This is a genomic window from Streptomyces sp. NPDC001100 (assembly GCF_053598575.1).
Window position 1 is genome coordinate 1 of record NZ_JBSFKO010000007.1, and the last position, 17,048, is coordinate 17,048.

At 67.5% G+C, this 17,048-nt stretch carries 17 protein-coding genes; 9 read left to right on the top strand and 8 right to left on the bottom strand.

Features of this window, described 5'->3' with window-relative positions; genetic code table 11:
• From ACWDEW_RS11815 to dnaA, 3 genes are all read right to left on the bottom strand, one after another.
• Positions 1 to 436, bottom strand: a 436-nt coding sequence (locus ACWDEW_RS11815; RefSeq protein ID WP_450511945.1) for an NAD(P)-binding domain-containing protein, incomplete at its 3' end; no start/stop codon positions are given.
• Positions 437 to 585: 149 nt separating this feature from the next.
• Positions 586 to 1,716 carry a DNA polymerase III subunit beta gene (dnaN, locus tag ACWDEW_RS11820; protein ID WP_019073352.1) on the bottom strand — a complete coding sequence of 377 codons (1,131 nt, stop codon included), beginning with the start codon at positions 1,714 to 1,716 and terminating at the stop codon, positions 586 to 588.
• A gap of 935 nt (positions 1,717 to 2,651) precedes the next feature.
• Positions 2,652 to 4,592 carry a chromosomal replication initiator protein DnaA gene (gene dnaA / locus ACWDEW_RS11825; RefSeq protein WP_450511948.1) on the bottom strand — a complete coding sequence of 647 codons (1,941 nt, stop codon included), beginning with the start codon at positions 4,590 to 4,592 and terminating at the stop codon, positions 2,652 to 2,654.
• 399 nt (positions 4,593 to 4,991) lie between these two features.
• Between dnaA and rpmH the strand changes: the two genes are divergently transcribed.
• The 9 genes from rpmH (at position 4,992) to ACWDEW_RS11870 (ending at position 11,929) form a co-directional block, all read left to right on the top strand.
• Entirely contained in the window at positions 4,992 to 5,129 is a 138-nt protein-coding gene (gene rpmH, locus ACWDEW_RS11830) for a 50S ribosomal protein L34 (protein ID WP_006381191.1), read from the top strand.
• A gap of 21 nt (positions 5,130 to 5,150) precedes the next feature.
• Positions 5,151 to 5,522, top strand: coding sequence for a ribonuclease P protein component (gene rnpA, locus ACWDEW_RS11835; RefSeq protein ID WP_078532680.1), 372 nt, complete (start codon positions 5,151 to 5,153; stop codon positions 5,520 to 5,522).
• Positions 5,519 to 5,872, top strand: a complete 354-nt coding sequence (gene yidD, locus ACWDEW_RS11840; RefSeq protein ID WP_019073355.1) for a membrane protein insertion efficiency factor YidD — start codon at positions 5,519 to 5,521, stop codon at positions 5,870 to 5,872. The genes rnpA and yidD overlap by 4 nt, the downstream gene beginning before the upstream one ends.
• Before the next feature lie 3 nt (positions 5,873 to 5,875).
• Positions 5,876 to 7,168, top strand: a complete 1,293-nt coding sequence (yidC, locus tag ACWDEW_RS11845) for a membrane protein insertase YidC (RefSeq protein ID WP_450511950.1) — start codon at positions 5,876 to 5,878, stop codon at positions 7,166 to 7,168.
• A 15-nt stretch (positions 7,169 to 7,183) separates the two neighbouring features.
• The gene (locus tag ACWDEW_RS11850) at positions 7,184 to 7,699 is read left to right on the top strand and encodes a Jag family protein (protein ID WP_019073357.1); all 516 of its coding nucleotides are present in this window, start codon (positions 7,184 to 7,186) and stop codon (positions 7,697 to 7,699) included.
• A 135-nt stretch (positions 7,700 to 7,834) separates the two neighbouring features.
• A complete protein-coding gene (rsmG, locus tag ACWDEW_RS11855; protein ID WP_450511952.1) occupies positions 7,835 to 8,551 on the top strand; it encodes a 16S rRNA (guanine(527)-N(7))-methyltransferase RsmG in 717 nt (238 codons plus the stop codon).
• Positions 8,552 to 8,814: 263 nt separating this feature from the next.
• Positions 8,815 to 9,888, top strand: a complete 1,074-nt coding sequence (locus ACWDEW_RS11860) for a ParA family protein (protein ID WP_078532690.1) — start codon at positions 8,815 to 8,817, stop codon at positions 9,886 to 9,888.
• On the top strand, positions 9,885 to 10,985 hold the full coding sequence (locus ACWDEW_RS11865) for a ParB/RepB/Spo0J family partition protein (protein WP_450511954.1): 1,101 nt from the start codon (positions 9,885 to 9,887) through the stop codon (positions 10,983 to 10,985). Before ACWDEW_RS11860 ends, ACWDEW_RS11865 begins: the two co-directional genes overlap by 4 nt.
• A gap of 326 nt (positions 10,986 to 11,311) precedes the next feature.
• Positions 11,312 to 11,929, top strand: a complete 618-nt coding sequence (locus ACWDEW_RS11870; RefSeq protein WP_450511955.1) for a GNAT family N-acetyltransferase — start codon at positions 11,312 to 11,314, stop codon at positions 11,927 to 11,929.
• An 80-nt stretch (positions 11,930 to 12,009) separates the two neighbouring features.
• Here the strand turns inward: ACWDEW_RS11870 and trxA are convergent, their stop codons facing one another.
• From trxA to ACWDEW_RS11895, 5 genes are all read right to left on the bottom strand, one after another.
• Positions 12,010 to 12,342, bottom strand: a complete 333-nt coding sequence (gene trxA / locus ACWDEW_RS11875) for a thioredoxin (protein WP_007383275.1) — start codon at positions 12,340 to 12,342, stop codon at positions 12,010 to 12,012.
• 42 nt (positions 12,343 to 12,384) lie between these two features.
• Complete coding sequence (trxB, locus tag ACWDEW_RS11880; protein ID WP_450511957.1) at positions 12,385 to 13,353, bottom strand: thioredoxin-disulfide reductase; 969 nt, start codon at positions 13,351 to 13,353, stop codon at positions 12,385 to 12,387.
• Between the two features lie 171 nt (positions 13,354 to 13,524).
• Positions 13,525 to 14,454, bottom strand: a complete 930-nt coding sequence (locus tag ACWDEW_RS11885; protein ID WP_450512430.1) for an anti-sigma factor family protein — start codon at positions 14,452 to 14,454, stop codon at positions 13,525 to 13,527.
• An 11-nt stretch (positions 14,455 to 14,465) separates the two neighbouring features.
• On the bottom strand, positions 14,466 to 15,194 hold the full coding sequence (gene sigM, locus ACWDEW_RS11890; protein ID WP_450511959.1) for an RNA polymerase sigma factor SigM: 729 nt from the start codon (positions 15,192 to 15,194) through the stop codon (positions 14,466 to 14,468).
• A 27-nt stretch (positions 15,195 to 15,221) separates the two neighbouring features.
• Positions 15,222 to 16,937: a serine/threonine protein kinase gene (locus ACWDEW_RS11895; RefSeq protein WP_450511960.1), complete on the bottom strand. Its 1,716-nt coding sequence runs from the start codon at positions 16,935 to 16,937 to the stop codon at positions 15,222 to 15,224.
• Between the last annotated feature and the right edge of the window lie 111 nt (positions 16,938 to 17,048).

Here is a 17,048-nt window from a genome sequence, read left to right on the forward strand (position 1 = left end):
CGGGCTTCAGAGCGTCGAAGACGGGCTGCACCTTGGCGATGTTCTCGGGGTCGCCGCCGACCATCAGGGCGTAGCCGTTCGTCAGGCCCCACACGCCGCCGGAGACGCCCGCGTCGACGAAGCCGATGCCCTTGGCGCCCAGCTCCTCGGCGTGCTTCTCGTCGTCCGTCCACCGCGAGTTGCCGCCGTCCACGACCACGTCGCCGGGCTCCAGCAGCTCGCCCAACTCGTCGACGGTCGACTGGGTGGCGGCACCGGCCGGCACCATCACCCACACGACGCGGGGACCTTTGAGCCTGTCCACAAGCTCGCCCAGGCTGTGGACGTCGGCGAGGTCCGGGTTGCGGTCGTATCCGATGACGGTGTGGCCTGCGCGGCGGATGCGCTCGCGCATGTTGCCGCCCATCTTGCCGAGGCCGACGAGACCGAGCTCCATCAGTTGTTCCTTAGGGTGCGACGTGGCATGAGGGCACTTGCGTACCTGTGTCCGAGCCTAAACCCGGACGGTCATGCACACCTGTGGGCATACGCGCTCAGAAGTACCCGGCCGTATGCCCCGACCTGCGGTGTTCTCGTCGGATCGGGTCAGCCGCTGAGGCGGACCGGCATGATCAGGTACTTGTAGGCCTCGTCCGCCTCGGCGTCCAGGGCGGGCTTGCCGCTGAGCAGCGCGGGCTTGGTGGAGGTCGTGAAGGACAGCTGGGCCACCGGGGAGTCGATGGCGCTCAGGCCGTCCAGCAGGAACGTCGGGTTGAAGGCGATCGACACGTCGTCGCCCTCAAGATTCGCGTCGACCCGCTCCACAGCCTGTGCGTCGTCGCTGGAACCGGCCTCCAGGATCAGTACGCCCTGCTCGAAGCTCAGCCGCACCGGGGTGTTGCGCTCGGCGACCAGGGCCACGCGCTTGACGGCCTCCACGAAGGGGGCGGTCTCGATCACGGCGATGGAGTTGAACTCCGTCGGGAACAGCGAGCGGTACTTCGGGAGGTCGCCCTCCAGGAGGCGGGTCGTCGTACGACGGCCGGCGCCCTCGAAGCCGATGAGGCCCTCGCCCGCGCCCGAGCCGGAGAGCGCCAGGATCACGCTGTCGCCGCTCGTGAGGGCCTTGGCGGTGTCCAGGAGCGTCTTGGCGGGCACCAGGGCGACCGCGGACGCCTCCGGGTTCTCCGGCTTCCACAGGAACTCGCGGACCGCGAAGCGGTAGCGGTCGGTGGACGCCAGCGTCACCGTGTCGCCCTCGATCTCGATGCGCACACCGGTGAGGACGGGCAGCGTGTCGTCGCGCCCGGCGGCGATGGCCACCTGGGCGGCGGCCGAGGCGAACACCTCACCGGGGACGGTGCCGGTCGCGCCCGGCATCTGCGGCAGCGCCGGGTACTCCTCCACAGGCAGTGTGTGCAGGGTGAAGCGGGAGGAGCCGCAGACCACCGTCGCCCGTACACCGTCTGTGGAAATCTCCACCGGCCGGTTGGGAAGGGCGCGGCAGATGTCGGCGAGCAGTCGGCCGGAGACGAGGACGGTGCCCTCTTCCTCGACCTCCGCGTCGACCGACACGCGCGCGGAGACCTCGTAGTCGAAGCTGGACAGGCTCAGCTGCCCCTCCTCGGACTTCAGCAGGAGGCCGGCGAGGACCGGCGCCGGCGGACGGGCCGGGAGGCTGCGTGCCGCCCAGGCAACTGCCTCCGCGAGTACGTCGCGTTCCACCCGGATCTTCACTGTTGCCGCCTCCTGCTGTTGCCGGCGCTTCTAGGCCTGCCTGGCTTCGTCGTCTGTCTCGGTGTGGTCGGTCCCTGTGAGGGGAAGGACACCGGGAACAGTCTGACGCACGGCACTGACAGTAGGTGCCTCTCGGGGTCAAGTCGTGACGAGGGGCGGTCGGGCGACGAAGCGCGAGTTGTGCACAGGCCCCGCTTCGAAACGGTTTCCCAGCTCTCTCTAGTTGCTAGTAGTAGTAGGGGCTGTGGATACCGTGGATAACCCCGTTTTCCCAGCTCAGAGCGGGAATTTTGTCCACCGGCCCTGTGGGTGACGACGGTGGACAACCTCGGGTTTCTGTGGAGAACGGAAAGTTCTGCACACCCCATGCACAGCCGAGGGCCACTTCTCCCCAGCGCCGTCCCCAGCTTTACCCACCTTTCCCACAGCCCAACCCGGCACCTTCGTGTGACGCCTTTCACTCGACACGGTGAGATGGCGCGTCGCGTTGCCGAACAGTGGACAGCCGTGTGGAGAAGCTGGGGATCGCTGGGGACAACCACCCCCAGCCTGTGGGTTGTCGGTGGACAACTCCGTCCCCAGCCTGTGGATCACGGATTTGTCCACAGCCTGTGGAGATCTTTTGTCCACGAATCCACAAGCACCTGACCTGGACCGATGATCTCCCACCCACGATGCCTGTGGACACGATCTGGACAACTTGGCGGTCCCCAGGATGTGGACGGAAGAAAGTCACCAAATCTGTGGAGGGCGGCCGTAACCCGGCAGGTATTCGAACAGCGGGTGGTCTGTGCACAGCTGTGGATGGGCGGCGGACACGTCCGGGACGGGCGCCAGAAGCCCCTGGAGTCGGCTCAGGAGTCGTCTCCAGGCATGACGAAGGGCGCCCCGGGAGAGATCCCTGGGCGCCCCTCGGCGTCGTAACTGCGCTGCTGTCAGCCGTTCTTGATGCGGTTGGTCAGTTCGGTGACCTGGTTGTAGATGGAGCGGCGCTCGGCCATCAGCGCGCGGATCTTGCGGTCGGCGTGCATGACGGTGGTGTGGTCGCGGCCGCCGAACTGCGCGCCGATCTTCGGCAGGGAGAGGTCGGTCAGTTCGCGGCACACGTACATGGCGATCTGCCGGGCCGTGACCAGCTGGCGCCCGCGCGAACTGCCGCACAGGTCCTCGACCGTGATCCCGAAGTAGTCGGCGGTCGCTCCCATGATCGCCGTCGCGGTGATCTCCGGGGTCGAGTCCTCGCCGCCGGGGATGAGGTCCTTGAGGACGATCTCGGTGAGACCGAGGTCCACCGGCTGCCGGTTGAGCGACGCGAACGCCGTCACCCGGATCAGCGCCCCCTCCAGCTCGCGGATGTTGCGCGAGATGCGGGAGGCGATGAACTCCAGCACCTCCGGCGGGGCGTTGAGCTGCTCCTGCACCGCCTTCTTACGAAGGATGGCGATACGGGTCTCCAGCTCGGGCGGCTGGACGTCGGTGATCAGTCCCCACTCGAAGCGGTTCCGCAGCCGGTCCTCCAGCGTGACCAGCTGCTTCGGCGGCCGGTCGCTGGAGAGCACGATCTGCTTGTTCGCGTTGTGGAGCGTGTTGAAGGTGTGGAAGAACTCCTCCTGCGTCGACTCCTTGTCCGCGAGGAACTGGATGTCGTCGACAAGAAGGATGTCCATCTCGCGGTACCGCTTGCGGAAGCTGTCGCCCTTGCCGTCGCGGATGGAGTTGATGAACTCGTTGGTGAACTCCTCCGAGCTCACGTACCGCACCCGCGTGCCCGGGTAGAGGCTCCGCGCGTAGTGCCCGATCGCGTGCAGCAGGTGCGTCTTGCCGAGCCCCGACTCCCCATAGATGAAAAGGGGGTTGTAGGCCTTCGCGGGCGCCTCGGCGACGGCGACCGCGGCCGCGTGCGCGAAGCGGTTCGAGGCGCCGATGACGAACGTGTCGAACAGGTACTTCGGGTTCAGGCGCGCGGTCGGCTCACCCGGGCCGGCCGCCGGCGCGGGCTTCGAGCCCAGCGGACCGGGCGACCCCGGGCCGCCGCGGTGCACATGGCCGGAGTTCGACGACGAGCGCGAGTCGGACAGATCGCGGCGCGCGTCGCGCTGGTTGTACTCCGCGCGGGACTTCTCGTACTCGGCCCGCGACTGCTCGTACTCCGCGCGCTGCTGCTCGTACGACGGACGCTCCATCGACTGCGGGCGGTAGTCCTGCGTCGGCGGGGCGTACTGGTCCTGCTGCGGCTTGTACGAGTCCTGGGGCGGTGTTCCGTACTGGTCCGAGGACGGCGAGCCGTACTGGTCCTGTGCGGGCGGCGCGTACTGGTCCTGGGACGGTGACGCGTACGGATCCCGCTCGGGGAAGCCGAGCCGCTGCTGCTGCCAGCCGTAGTCGTCCTGCGACGGGCGCGGCCAGGCGCCGGGCTCGGGCCGCTGGTACTCCGACGGGTAGGCGGGTCGGGCGGTGGGCAGCTGGTCGCCGGGGCCGCCCGGGAGCGGCTCGGCGCGATGACGGCCGTAGCCGCCCTCGTACGGGTCCCGGTTCTGCTCGGGCTCCTCGTAGCGGCGCTGGGGCGGGGCGGGGGGCGCCGGCGGGCCCGGGGGCTCGCCGGCGGAGTCGTCGACGGTGATCGCGATACGGATCGGCCGGCCGCACTCGCGGCTCAGGGTCTCGCTGACGATGGGCGCGAGGCGGCCTTCGAGCACGCCCTTCGCAAATTCGTTCGGTACGGCGAGCAAGGCGGTGTCTGCGACGAGTGCCAGGGGCTGGCAGCGCCGGATCCAGTGCTCGTCCTTGGTCTCGACACCCTGCCCACGCCCCTCACCGAGAAGTTGCTCCAGCACTCGTGGCCACACTGCGGCAAGATCGGCAGGTACGTCAGCCACAGGGCACGCTCTCTCACGGGTCCCACGAACGTGTGGTTCGCGGACGGGACGGGATGTACATCGGGTGGGGCGCTCGGGAAAAACGTGTTGGGGCAGGGGACAAAGGAACGAATCGGAGTCTGGCCACGGTAGTCAGGGCGACGGGTGCGGTTCAAGTTGTTGTCCCCAGCCTGTGGATAGTGTCTCGCTGTGACCGCTGGTTTGACCGGATGGCGTAGCCCCGCGTACCGTGACCAGGTCGAGTTGTCGATGGCTGCTGCCGCCTGCCTCCGATGGGCACAGATCGCATGTGGGTGATCGGTCAGCGGTGCACTCGGGCGTTACTGCGAGCTACTCGTGGGCGCACGGTGACAGCCAGGACGGCACCCGCAACCACCGAATGATTTCTGGAGCCCCCTCGTGAGCAAGCGCACCTTCCAGCCGAACAACCGTCGTCGGGCCAAGACCCACGGCTTCCGCCTGCGGATGCGTACCCGTGCCGGTCGCGCGATTCTCGCGAACCGTCGTGGCAAGGGTCGCGCCAGCCTGTCCGCCTGATCCCGATCAGGTCATGACGTCGTGCTGCCTACCGAGCATCGGCTGAGGCGGCGCGAAGACTTCGCGACCGCGGTACGACGGGGTCGCCGGGCCGGCCGCCCGCTTCTCGTCGTCCACTTTCGTAGCGGTGCCACGGACCCGCACGCGCCAGGGGAGAGCGCTCCCCCGACGCGTGCGGGTTTCGTCGTCAGCAAGGCAGTGGGCGGCGCCGTGGTGCGGAACAAAGTGAAGCGCAGGCTTCGCCATCTGATGCGTGAGCGAGTCGCTCTGTTTCCCCCCGGTAGCCTGGTAGTCGTACGAGCGCTGCCCGGAGCGGGCGACGCCGACCATGCACAGCTGGCCCAAGACCTGGATGCCGCCGTTCAGCGGCTGCTGGGAGGGGGCGCGCGATGAAGTACCCACTACTGGCACTGATCAAGCTGTACCAGTGGACGATCAGTCCTTTGCTCGGGCCGGTGTGCAAGTACTACCCGTCGTGCTCCCACTACGGCTATACGGCCATCGACCGGCACGGCGCGATCAAGGGCACCGCGCTCACGGCCTGGCGCATCCTGCGGTGCAATCCGTGGTCGCTCGGCGGTGTGGACCATGTCCCGCCGCGCAAGCGTCCGCGGTGGCACGAGATGCTGCGAGGCGCACGGCGCGCAGACAAGGGCGGGACCTCCGCCGCCGAAACGGCCACTGAAGGGCTGAGTCCTTCGAGCCCGGCCGCAGAGACACCGTCCCATGCCCAAGGAGCATGATTAGTGGACACGATTGCCAGTCTTTTCAGCTTCATCACGACACCCGTTTCCTGGGTCATCGTCCAGTTCCACTCGGTGTACGGGAAGGTCTTCGGTCCCGACACGGGCTGGGCCTGGGGCCTGTCCATCGTGTCCCTGGTGATCCTGATCCGCATCTGTCTGATCCCGCTCTTCGTGAAGCAGATCAAGGCGACCCGGGCCATGCAGACCCTGCAGCCCGAGATGAAGAAGATCCAGGAACGCTACAAGAACGACAAGCAGCGTCAGTCCGAAGAGATGATGAAGCTGTACAAGGAGTCGGGTACCAACCCGCTCTCCTCGTGCCTTCCCATCCTGGCGCAGTCGCCGTTCTTCTTCGCGCTGTACCACGTGCTCAACGGCATCGCGTCGAACTCGACCATCGGCGTGATCAACGAGTCCCTGCTGGCCAGTGCCCAGAAGGCGCACATCTTCGGCGCCCCGCTCGCCGCGAAGTTCACGGACGGCAGCAGCAAGGTCGCGGCGCTCGGTGCCTCGCTGACCGACGTCCGGGTCGTCACCGCGATCATGATCGTGATGATGTCGGCGTCGCAGTTCTACACGCAGCGCCAGCTGATGACGAAGAACGTCGACACCACGGTGAAGACCCCGTTCATGCAGCAGCAGAAGATGCTGATGTACGTCTTCCCGGTCATGTTCGCCATCTTCGGTATCAACTTCCCCGTCGGTGTCCTCGTCTACTGGCTGACCACCAACGTGTGGACCATGGGCCAGCAGATGTACGTCATCCGGAACAACCCGACCCCGGGTTCCAAGGCCCAGGCCGCCTACCTGGAGCGCCTGACCAAGCACGTCACGCACCACGAGAAGACCCGCAGCCGGGGTGAGAAGGCCATCGTCAAGGCGATCGTCTCCAAGGGCCGTGACCGCAACGAGTTCGAGCGCAAGTTCATCAACAGTCTCACCAAGGTGGGCCTCGTGGCCCAGGCCGACGGGACTGTGGTGAAGGGCGAGGCCGCGGTGGAGTCCGAGGACGGTACGCCGACCACGGCCGCTCCCCGGCGCCAGCAGCCCAAGCGGCAGACCAAGTCCCAGCGCCAGTCCACCACCGCGAAGGCGGCCGACGGCAGTGCCGGCGACACGGCCGACGAAGCCGAGCCGAAGACCTCGCTGAGCAAGTCGGACGAACCCGAGGACGCCAAGCCCGCCACCGCTGCAAAGAAGGCCGCACCGAAGCCCGCCGGCGGTACCCGCAGCAAGGCCCAGTCCGGACAGCGCAAGGGTCCGCAGCGGCCCAAGTCCCCGTCCAAGAAGTAAGAAGGAGTCCATCCCGTGACGGAAGGCACCACCACCTCCGCCGCTGCCGAGGGTGCAGACACCCTGTCCCGCCTGGAGCAGGAGGGCGAGATCGCGGCGGACTACCTTGAGGGTCTGCTCGACATCGCCGATCTCGACGGCGACATCGACATGGATGTCGAGGCCGACCGCGCCGCTGTCTCGATCATCAGCGACAGCGGCGGCCGCGACCTGCAGAAGCTCGTCGGCCGTGACGGTGAGGTGCTGGAAGCACTCCAGGAGCTCACCCGCCTGGCCGTCCACCGGGAGACCGGGGACCGCAGCCGGCTGATGCTGGACATCGCCGGCTACCGGGCCAAGAAGCGGACCGAGCTCTCGGAGCTGGGCGCCAAGACCGCGGCCGATGTGAAGAACACCGGCGAGCCGGTAAAGCTGAACCCGATGACCCCGTTCGAGCGCAAGGTCGTGCACGACGCCGTCAAGGCCGCCGGACTGCGCAGCGAGTCGGAAGGCGAGGAGCCGCAGCGCTTCGTCGTCGTACTTCCCGCCTGATCTGTCCCCACGTTCCACCGGCCCCGTCTGTTGAGCAGACGGGGCCGAACTTTGTCAGCCTGATAGTCCTGTAGTTCTGGTGGTTCTGATGGTCAGCGCCCCATGCGCTTTTGCGGTACGGAAGGACGGTCCCCCGTGACGGAGGCAGCGGAGCTTCCCCCTGCGCCCGAGCAGGCGCGCGAGGTGTTCGGCGATCGCTTCGAGGATGCGGTCCGATACGCCGAGCTGCTCGCCGACGCGGGTGTGCAGCGGGGTCTCATCGGCCCACGTGAGGTGCCCCGCCTGTGGGAACGGCACATCCTGAACTGTGCGGTCCTCTCGGAGGTCGTGCCGGAGAGCGTGACCGTCTGCGACGTCGGTTCGGGGGCCGGCCTGCCGGGCATTCCCCTGGCGCTCGTCCGGGAGGATCTGAAGATCACGCTGCTGGAACCCCTGCTGCGGCGGACCAACTTCCTCGCCGAGGTCGTCGAGCTGCTGGGCCTGGACCATGTGACCGTTGTGCGTGGGCGGGCCGAAGAGGTTATGGGCAAGTTGCAGCCCGTCCACGTGGTGACGGCTCGGGCTGTGGCACCGCTGGACCGACTGGCCACTTGGGGCATCCCGTTGCTGCGTCCCTATGGAGAGATGCTCGCCCTCAAGGGCGACACCGCCGAGGAAGAACTCAAGGCGGCGGCAGCGGCCCTGAGTAAACTCGGTGCTGTGGAGACGTCCATCCTTCATGTGGGCGACGGCATCGTGGATCCGCTCTCGACGGTCGTGCGTGTCGAGGTCGGGGAGAGTCCCGGTGGCGTCCGCTTCGCCGCCAAACGTGCGAAGGCAGCTCGCACCGGACGGACGCGCCGTCGTCGCTGATCCGTCCTGACGACGAGACTTACTCCACACAAGCTGCCTAACCTACGCATGCCGGAGTGTCGCGGACAGTTCGGCCTCGGCTGCTGTGCATCGTGTTTCACGTGAAACGTCGCTCACTGCTCCACGGCATCATCAGCCGCAGCCGCGCGGCCGAACCCCGCGATCGGAAGCCTCTCGGATCACTCGGAGAGGGCACGGAGTTGTCCACAGAGGTGGAATTCTCCACAGAACAACAGGCCTCACTGGTTCACGACCCTGAAGACATGGGAGGCTCTGTTCATTGCGAGCCTGAAGTCGAGGAGAGTGAATCCTTGCGGTCCGACGCCAACATCGCGGGACCGATGACCGATCCGGTCCCCGGTCCCCGTACCGAGTCGATGGGGGAGGATGTTTCACGTGAAACACCACCCCCTATGGACGACACTCCCATCGGTCGTGCTGCCCAACTGGCTGTGGAAGCCCTAGGTCGTGCGGGCGAGGGCCTGCCACGACCTGAGCAGACCCGAATCATGGTTGTCGCCAACCAGAAGGGCGGGGTGGGCAAGACGACGACGACCGTCAACCTTGCTGCTTCGCTGGCACTGCACGGTGCCCGAGTTCTGGTGGTAGACCTCGACCCACAGGGCAACGCTTCCACAGCACTGGGGATCGATCATCACGCGGAAGTCCCTTCCATCTATGACGTGTTGGTCGACAGCAGGCCTCTCTCCGAGGTTGTTCAGCCGGTTCCCGATGTCGAGGGACTCTTCTGTGCCCCTGCCACGATCGATCTCGCCGGTGCGGAGATCGAGCTGGTGTCCCTCGTGGCGAGGGAGAGCAGACTGCAGCGAGCTATTCAGGCCTACGAGCAGCCGCTGGACTACATCCTCATCGACTGTCCGCCCTCGCTCGGCCTGCTGACGGTCAATGCGCTGGTTGCCGGTGCGGAGGTGCTCATCCCGATCCAGTGCGAGTACTACGCGCTGGAGGGCCTCGGACAACTGCTCCGCAACGTCGACCTGGTGCGGGGGCACCTCAACCCCAACCTGCATGTGTCGACCATCCTGCTCACCATGTACGACGGCCGGACGCGTCTCGCGTCCCAGGTCGCGGACGAGGTGCGCAGCCACTTTGGCGACGAGGTGCTACGGACGAGCATTCCCCGCTCGGTCCGTATCTCCGAGGCGCCGAGTTATGGGCAGACGGTACTGACCTACGATCCCGGATCGAGCGGTGCCCTCTCCTACTTTGAAGCAGCAAGGGAAATCGCACTGAAGGGTGTGGGCGTCAGCTACGACGCACCACACGCGCACATCGGCGCACAGAGCGACCAGAGCATGGTGGAGGGCATCCAGTGAGCGAGCGACGGAGGGGTTTGGGCCGTGGGCTCGGCGCACTGATCCCCGCAGCCCCGACCGGGGAGAAGACGGTGGCTCCGGCCGCCATGGGGGGCGGCACCGCATCCGCGTCCCCCGCGGCCGTTCCGGTCATCACCGGCGACCGAGGAGTGGCCGCGGCGAAGGTCACCACCCTGCCGTCGGCCCCCTACGACACAGAGGAGCCGTCGTACGGCGCTGTGGAGACGTTCGCGCCTCCCATTGGCGCCCACTTCGCCGAGCTGCCCCTCGACTCCATCACGCCGAACTCACGCCAGCCGCGTGAGGTGTTCGACGAGGACGCGCTGCAGGAGCTCGTCACCTCCATCAAGGAGGTAGGCCTCCTCCAGCCCGTCGTCGTCCGGCAGATCGCCCCGACGCGCTACGAGCTCATCATGGGCGAGCGGCGCTGGCGGGCCTGCCGCGAGGCAGGGCTCGATGCGATCCCGGCGATCGTTCGGGCCACGGACGACGAGAAGCTTCTCCTGGACGCTCTCCTGGAGAACCTGCACCGCGCCCAGCTGAACCCGCTCGAAGAGGCGGCTGCCTACGATCAGCTGCTCAAGGACTTCAACTGCACGCACGACCAGCTGGCGGACCGTATCGGGCGTTCGCGCCCCCAGGTCTCCAACACCCTGCGCCTGCTGAAGCTCTCGCCGTCGGTTCAGCGCCGGGTCGCGGCCGGAGTACTCTCCGCCGGCCATGCCCGGGCACTGCTCTCTGTGGACGACTCGGAGGAGCAGGACCGGCTGGCTCACCGGATCGTGGCGGAGGGGCTCTCCGTTCGGGCGGTCGAGGAGATCGTGACCCTGATGGGTTCACGCCCTCAGACTGCTCAGCGCTCCAAGGGACCGCGGGCCGGCGCCCTGGTCTCCCCGGCATTGTCCGACCTCGCCACGCGCCTCTCGGATCGCTTCGAGACCCGGGTGAAGGTCGACCTGGGGCAGAAGAAGGGCAAGATCACTGTCGAGTTCGCCTCGATGGAGGACCTTGAGCGGATCCTCGGCTCGCTGGCCCCGGGTGAGGGGCCGGTCCTGCAGCGAAGCCTGCTGGACGACGACTCGGAGGACGAAGCCTGAGCCGTCCAGCCACGGCATGGGTTTCGTTCGTCCCACTCGCAGAGCGGGCCGTGTCCGGTGTGTACCGGAACACGGCCCGCTCTTTGCTTTCTGTCGGTATCGATGGAATCGCATCATGGATACGATGCGTTCGGGTATGGCGCATCCACCTGGCAGCACCTCTTAGGGGAGGCAGGGGCCATGCGAACGGTGAGCCGCACCGGACTGGTGAGCGTGGGTCTGGGCCTGGGGGCGGTCGGCGGGTTCGTCGGCAGCCTGTTCAGGGAACGCAGCGCTCTGACAGCCGCCCGCGACGCTGCGGGCGAAGGAAGCGAGGATCAGCCTTCATGGGGCGTCGGCTCGTACCGCTCACGTTGGACAACCTCCCGGACGTTCCCCAGCGTTGCCGGTCGTGCGTCTTCTGGGAGTTGGACCCCGTCAGCGGCCAGGCCGCGGTAAGAGCGGGCACGACAGCCCTGGAGAAGGAAGCCTGGATCTCCGCCGTCCTACTGGACTGGGGCTCCTGCGGGCGGGTCGTCTACGTCGATGACGTGCCCGTGGGCTTCGTGCTCTATGCGCCTCCTGCCTACGTTCCCCGCTCCACGGCGTTTCCCACGAGTCCGGTCTCGCCGGACGCCGTACAGCTGATGACGGCGTTCATCATGCCGGGCTATCAAGGACAGGGACTGGGCCGGGTCATGGTCCAGACGGTTGCCAAGGATCTGCTGCGGCGGGGCTTCAAGGCGATCGAGGCCTTCGGTGACACCCGCTGGAAAGAGCCTTCCTGCATCCTGCCCGCCGACCATCTGCTCGCCGTGGGTTTCAAGACGGTCCGCCCGCATCCGGCCCATCCACGACTGCGGCTGGAACTGCGCACAACGCTCTCCTGGAAGGAGGACGTGGAGCTGGCGCTCGACCGGCTGTTGGGAGCCGTACAGAAGGAACCAGCGCTGCGGCCCCTCTAGGTGCGGCTAAGGACAGCTGCAGCTCCAAAGCAAATGGGCCGACTCCGGGGAGTCGGCCCATCCATGTTTCACGTGAAACATTACTCGGCGATGAAGTCCTCAAGGTCGCGGACGATCGCGGCCTTCGGCTTGGCACCGACGATGGTCTTGGCGACCTCGCCACCCTGGTAGACGTTCAGGGTCGGGATGGACATCACGCCGTACTTGGCGGCCGTACCCGGGTTCTCGTCGATGTTGAGCTTGACGATCTCGATCTTGTCGCCGTACTCGGCGGCGATGGCTTCGAGGGACGGAGCGATCTGACGGCACGGACCGCACCAGGCGGCCCAGAAGTCCACGAGGACAGGCTTGTCGCTCTTGAGGACGTCCTGCTCGAAGGAATCGTCGGTCACATTCTTCAGAGTGCCGGCCACGGCGGGCTCCTTAACTTGATCGTGCGGTGGGGCGGATGGGGGTCAGACGGTGGTCTTCGCGGGCTCTGCCTTCTCCTCGTCCGCGAGGGCGGAGAGGAAACGCTCGGCGTCGAGAGCCGCGGAGCAGCCGGTGCCGGCGGCGGTGATCGCCTGGCGGTAGGTGTGGTCGACAACGTCACCGGCGCCGAAGACACCGGTCAGGTTGGTCCGGGTCGAGGGTGCCTCGACCTTCAGGTAGCCCTCGCCATCCAAGTCCAGCTGGCCCTTGAAGAGCTCCGTGCGGGGGTCGTGGCCGATCGCGATGAACAGACCCGTCACCGCGAGGTCCGAGAGCTCCCCGGTCTTCAGGTTGCGCAGCTTGAGGCTGGCCAGCTTCGGGTCGCCCTCGATCTCGGCGACCTCGCTGTCCCAGACGAACTTGATCTTCGGGTCGGCGAAGGCGCGCTCCTGCATCGCCTTGGAGGCACGCAGGCTGTCCCTGCGGTGCACGATCGTCACGGACTTGGCGAAGCGGGAGAGGAAGGTCGCCTCCTCCATCGCCGTGTCCCCGCCGCCGATGACGGCGATGTCCTGGTCCTTGAAGAAGAACCCGTCGCAGGTGGCACACCAGGAGACACCCCGGCCAGAGAGCGCGTCCTCGTTCGGAAGGCCCAGCTTGCGGTGCTGCGAGCCGGTGGTGACGATGACGGCCTTCGCCTTGTGCACGGTGCCCGAGGTGTCCGTGACGGTCTTGATCTCACCGGTCAGGTCGACGGAGACCACATCGTCCGGGATCAGCTCGGCGCCGAACCGCTCGGCCTGGGCGCGCATGTTGTCCATGAGCTCGGGGCCCATGATGCCGTCCTGGAAGCCCGGGAAGTTCTCGACCTCGGTGGTGTTCATCAGCGCGCCACCGGCGGTGACGGCGCCCTCGAACACCAGCGGCTTCAGCGACGCGCGCGCGGTGTAGAGCGCCGCCGTGTAGCCGGCGGGCCCGGAGCCGATGATGATCACGTTTCGGACGTCGCTCACGGCTTGGTTCCTCGTCTCTGGACTGCGTCAGTACGACCGGTGGGAGCCCCTGTCAGAGCCTCCACCCCACCCAACGGATCCTACGGGGCCCGCATTCCCGGTGTGTCCGGCCACACGGAGACGGCACACAGGAGGGAAGTGCCACACCGGTCGGCGATGAGACGTCCGGGGTCAGGGATGCGCGTACGACTGCGTCAGAAGAACCTTGCCAGGGGCGGATGTCTGCCCACTGACACAGGCCGCGTCGACGACATACGCCGTGACCCGAGTGCTGTCGGAGGCATCGGGCAGCACCACGAGATACGCGGCTTTCCCGTTGTAAGTGCCCTTCTTGGCGCCGAGGACATCTTCGTTGCCGCGGTTGATGCCCTGCCGGATGCAGTTCGGGATGGTGCCAGAGGGCTGGATCAGGGTTTGGGGGGTCTTGGTGGAGGACTTCGTACCGTCCTCCGGCACAGTCGCGGCGTTCCAGGACCCTCCACTGTCGGCGCCCCGACTCGTGGCGGTTTTCATGGAGAGAAGATCCGCGACCTCGCTCTCCAGCTTCCCCTTCGAGAAGGTGTCCGCGGCGCTGGTCGGGTTCCCGTGCGCTGCGTCCGACGTCTTGTGGTCGCCCAGCGACTGGAGGAACAGAGAACCGGCTCCGAGAATGGCCGCGGTGAACACGGCTCCCAGGACGATCCTCCCGCGACGACCGCCGCGACTCCGCTCCTTGCGTCCGGGACCGGTCGCCGCATGCGCACGTCCGGACGGGCGGTCCGCCTGAGGCGATGTTTCACGTGAAACATGCGTCCCGGTGTCCTCGCCGGATACGGATCGGGACGCGCTCACCAAGGTGGGCGCGGCCAGGGTCTCGGGGGCGGTGGCACCCAGCAGGGCCTCCGCGGCGAGGGCCGCGTCGATACGAGTCGCGATCTCTGCGGGCATCCTCGGTGGGCCGGGCAGTGTGCCCAGCAGTCCTCGGATCCCCTCCAGCGAGTCGAGGACATCCGCACAGAGCTCGCACTCGTCCAGATGCTGCTGTACCTCAGTCGTCCTGGCCGGCGGGAGGAGGCCCTCGGTGAGGTCGGAGATCTCCGCGACGTCCGGGTGCCCGGCCATGTCCGTGGATGTCACGCTCGCCCACCTCCGCCCTTCACAGCAGCTGAATCGCTCGGCCCTGCATCCTTGGGACCCGACGACTCGCATGGTCCCGCTGCCGGTGGGACGGATGTCCCCTGCGCCCGGTTCCGTCGTGCGTCCGGTTCCTCGTCGTCAGCGGCTCTTTCCGGCCGCAGATGAGTGAGGAGCGGAAGCAGCCTGGCTCTTCCGCGTGCGCAGCGGCTCTTCACCGTGCCCGTCGGCACATCGAGCATGCGGGCGGCCTCGGCGACCGGGTAACCCTGCATGTCCACGAGGACGAGGGCGGCGCGCTGGTCGGGCGGGAGGGTGCCGAGGGCTTCCAGCAGCTGGCGGTGCAGGTCCTTGCGCTCCGCGGGGGCGGCGGCCGACTCGTGCGGTTCCAGGAGTTGTTCGAGGCGCTCGGTGTCGTCGACCGGAGACGTTTTCCTGGAGGCGGCCTTGCGTGCACGGTCCAGGCAGGCGTTCACGGTGATCCGGTGCAGCCACGTTGTGACGGCCGACTGGCCGCGGAAGGTGTGGGCGGCTCGGTAGGCGGAGACCAGGGCGTCCTGGACCGCGTCAGCGGCCTCCTCGCGGTCGCCCAGCGTGCGGAGGGCCACGGCCCAGAGACGGTCCCGGTGTCGGCGTACGAGCTCACCGAAGGCGTCCGGGTCGCCTTCGACATGACGGGCGAGCAGATCCTGATCGCTCATGCCGTCGTGTCCGGCGCCTTCCGCCATCGGACCCCCTCCCCCTCCGGTGAGACGTCAGCCCGTGAACTTCACGTCGGTGATGGCCTGCTTGTAGCCGGCATCGCTGTACTGGTCGCTCGCCGCGTGGGGCAGAGCGGTGAGCCAGACAAGAACGTACCGGGTCTTCACCTGCTTGGTGACCTTCACCGTCGCACTGGTCCCGGTCGTCGTCACGGTGCCGATCTGCGTCATGGAGTCCAGGGAGGAGGGCGCCAGCGAGTCGGCCGCGTACAGCTGCACCGTCGTGTGATCGCCGCTGTAGTAGAGCCCTATGGCCGCCTTGGAGACGCTCTGCGCCGAACCGAGGTCGTAGACGATGCCCACGCCCGGCTTGTACGGCGCGAGCACCGGGCCCCCTATGAAGCTGGAGGTCCGCCAGTACGTCGACGGGTCGCCGTCGTACGTCTTGGCGACGTCTTTAGGGTGCTGGGCGTCGCCCTTCGCCACGAACTCCTGGGCGGCCTGGATGGAGAGCGTCTTGACCGGCTTGGTCTTGTCGCCGCTCTTGTCGTTCCCGTCCGTCGGCTGCGTCTGCTTGGTGTCGTCGGACTTGTTGCCCTGGTCCATCAGAGCGTCCGCGAGCTGCCAACTGCCCAGGCCCAGCGCGGCGATCAGCAGCGCGGACACGGCCCACTTGAGTGCCTTGCCGGTGCGGCTCTGCAACGGGGGCGGCGGGGTCGGTACCGCCTGGGTGGCACCGGGACGTGGGGCGGGGCGGCCGTACGTGCCCTGTTGGTAGGTCGTGCGCTGGTATTCGGGAGGCGCGGTGAACGCGGGCTCCGGCGGACGGATGCGGGGCATCTCGCCGATCGCCTTCACCAGCTCCTCCGGAGTGGTGCACGCAGATTCGTGCCGGGAAGCCGTGGCACCGTCGTTGGCGAGCGCCCGCATGGCGAGCTCCGAGAGACCTCGGTGGACACCTGCGCGCACCTGGTCGGGGGCGATGAGACCGACGCCCTTGGGCAGCCCGGACAGGCCGTAGGCGTCGCTCTCGTACGGCCAGCGCTGGGTGAGCGCGGCGTACAGCAGGGCGCCGATCGCCTCGGTGTCGGTGCGCTGCGGGGTGTCCGAACTGATGCCGCGCAGCGCGGCGTTGACGGCCAGGCCCCGGATGCGCCACTGTCCGGACGAGGTGCGCAGCACGGCGTTCGGGTTCAGGCGCAGATGGGCGAGGCCCTCGCGGTGGGCGGCGGCCATGGCCGAGGCGATCTGACTGACCATCTGGTAGGCGTCGTGCGCCTCCAGCGGGGCAGGAGCCAGAAGCGCCGTCAGTTCCGTGGCGTCGGGCAACCATTCGTGCACGACGTAGACGAGGTCGTTCTCCTCCACGGCGTCCAGGACCTGGACGAAACGGGGATCACCCAGCAGCGCCGAGGAACGGGCCGCGGCCAGCACCGAGCGGGCCCGCGCATGGTCCGCGGGCAGGATGTGCACACCGACGGCACGGCGGAGTTTCTCGTCCACCGCACGCCAACTGCTGAAGCCGTCCAGACGGGTGACGCACTCTTCGAGGCGATAGCGTCTGGCGAGCTTGTGCCCGCTGTGCAGTTCGGGAGGTGAGGCCTTCCCGCTTTCCTCGATCCCGCTGCTCCCCTGTGTCTCGTCGCTGTCCGTGTCCCGCTCCGGGTTCTGGGCCACCCCGTCGGCCGTGGACTGGTCCGCCTTGGCGGTCAGCGGCTTGTCGCCGCTGTTGTCTGCCACGTCGACGGCAGCCGTGCTCCGTTCCGCCACCGCCGCTCCTGCCTCCCCATCCGTTGCACGCTGTCCGACGCCGAAACCAATTGTGCCCACAGTCTGCCGCTATGCACGACACACAGCGGCGGACGATGGTTGTGCATGTGC

Excerpts from the sequence above, each read along its gene's own strand:
- yidD (WP_019073355.1), top strand. The coding sequence starts at position 5,519 with ATGAAGTACCCACTACTGGCACTGATCAAGCTGTACCAGTGGACGATC.
- ACWDEW_RS11860 (WP_078532690.1), top strand. The coding sequence starts at position 8,815 with ATGGGAGGCTCTGTTCATTGCGAGCCTGAAGTCGAGGAGAGTGAATCC.
- ACWDEW_RS11870 (WP_450511955.1), top strand. The coding sequence starts at position 11,312 with ATGGGGCGTCGGCTCGTACCGCTCACGTTGGACAACCTCCCGGACGTT.
- ACWDEW_RS11885 (WP_450512430.1), bottom strand. The coding sequence starts at position 14,454 with ATGGCCGGGCACCCGGACGTCGCGGAGATCTCCGACCTCACCGAGGGC.
- sigM (WP_450511959.1), bottom strand. The coding sequence starts at position 15,194 with ATGGCGGAAGGCGCCGGACACGACGGCATGAGCGATCAGGATCTGCTC.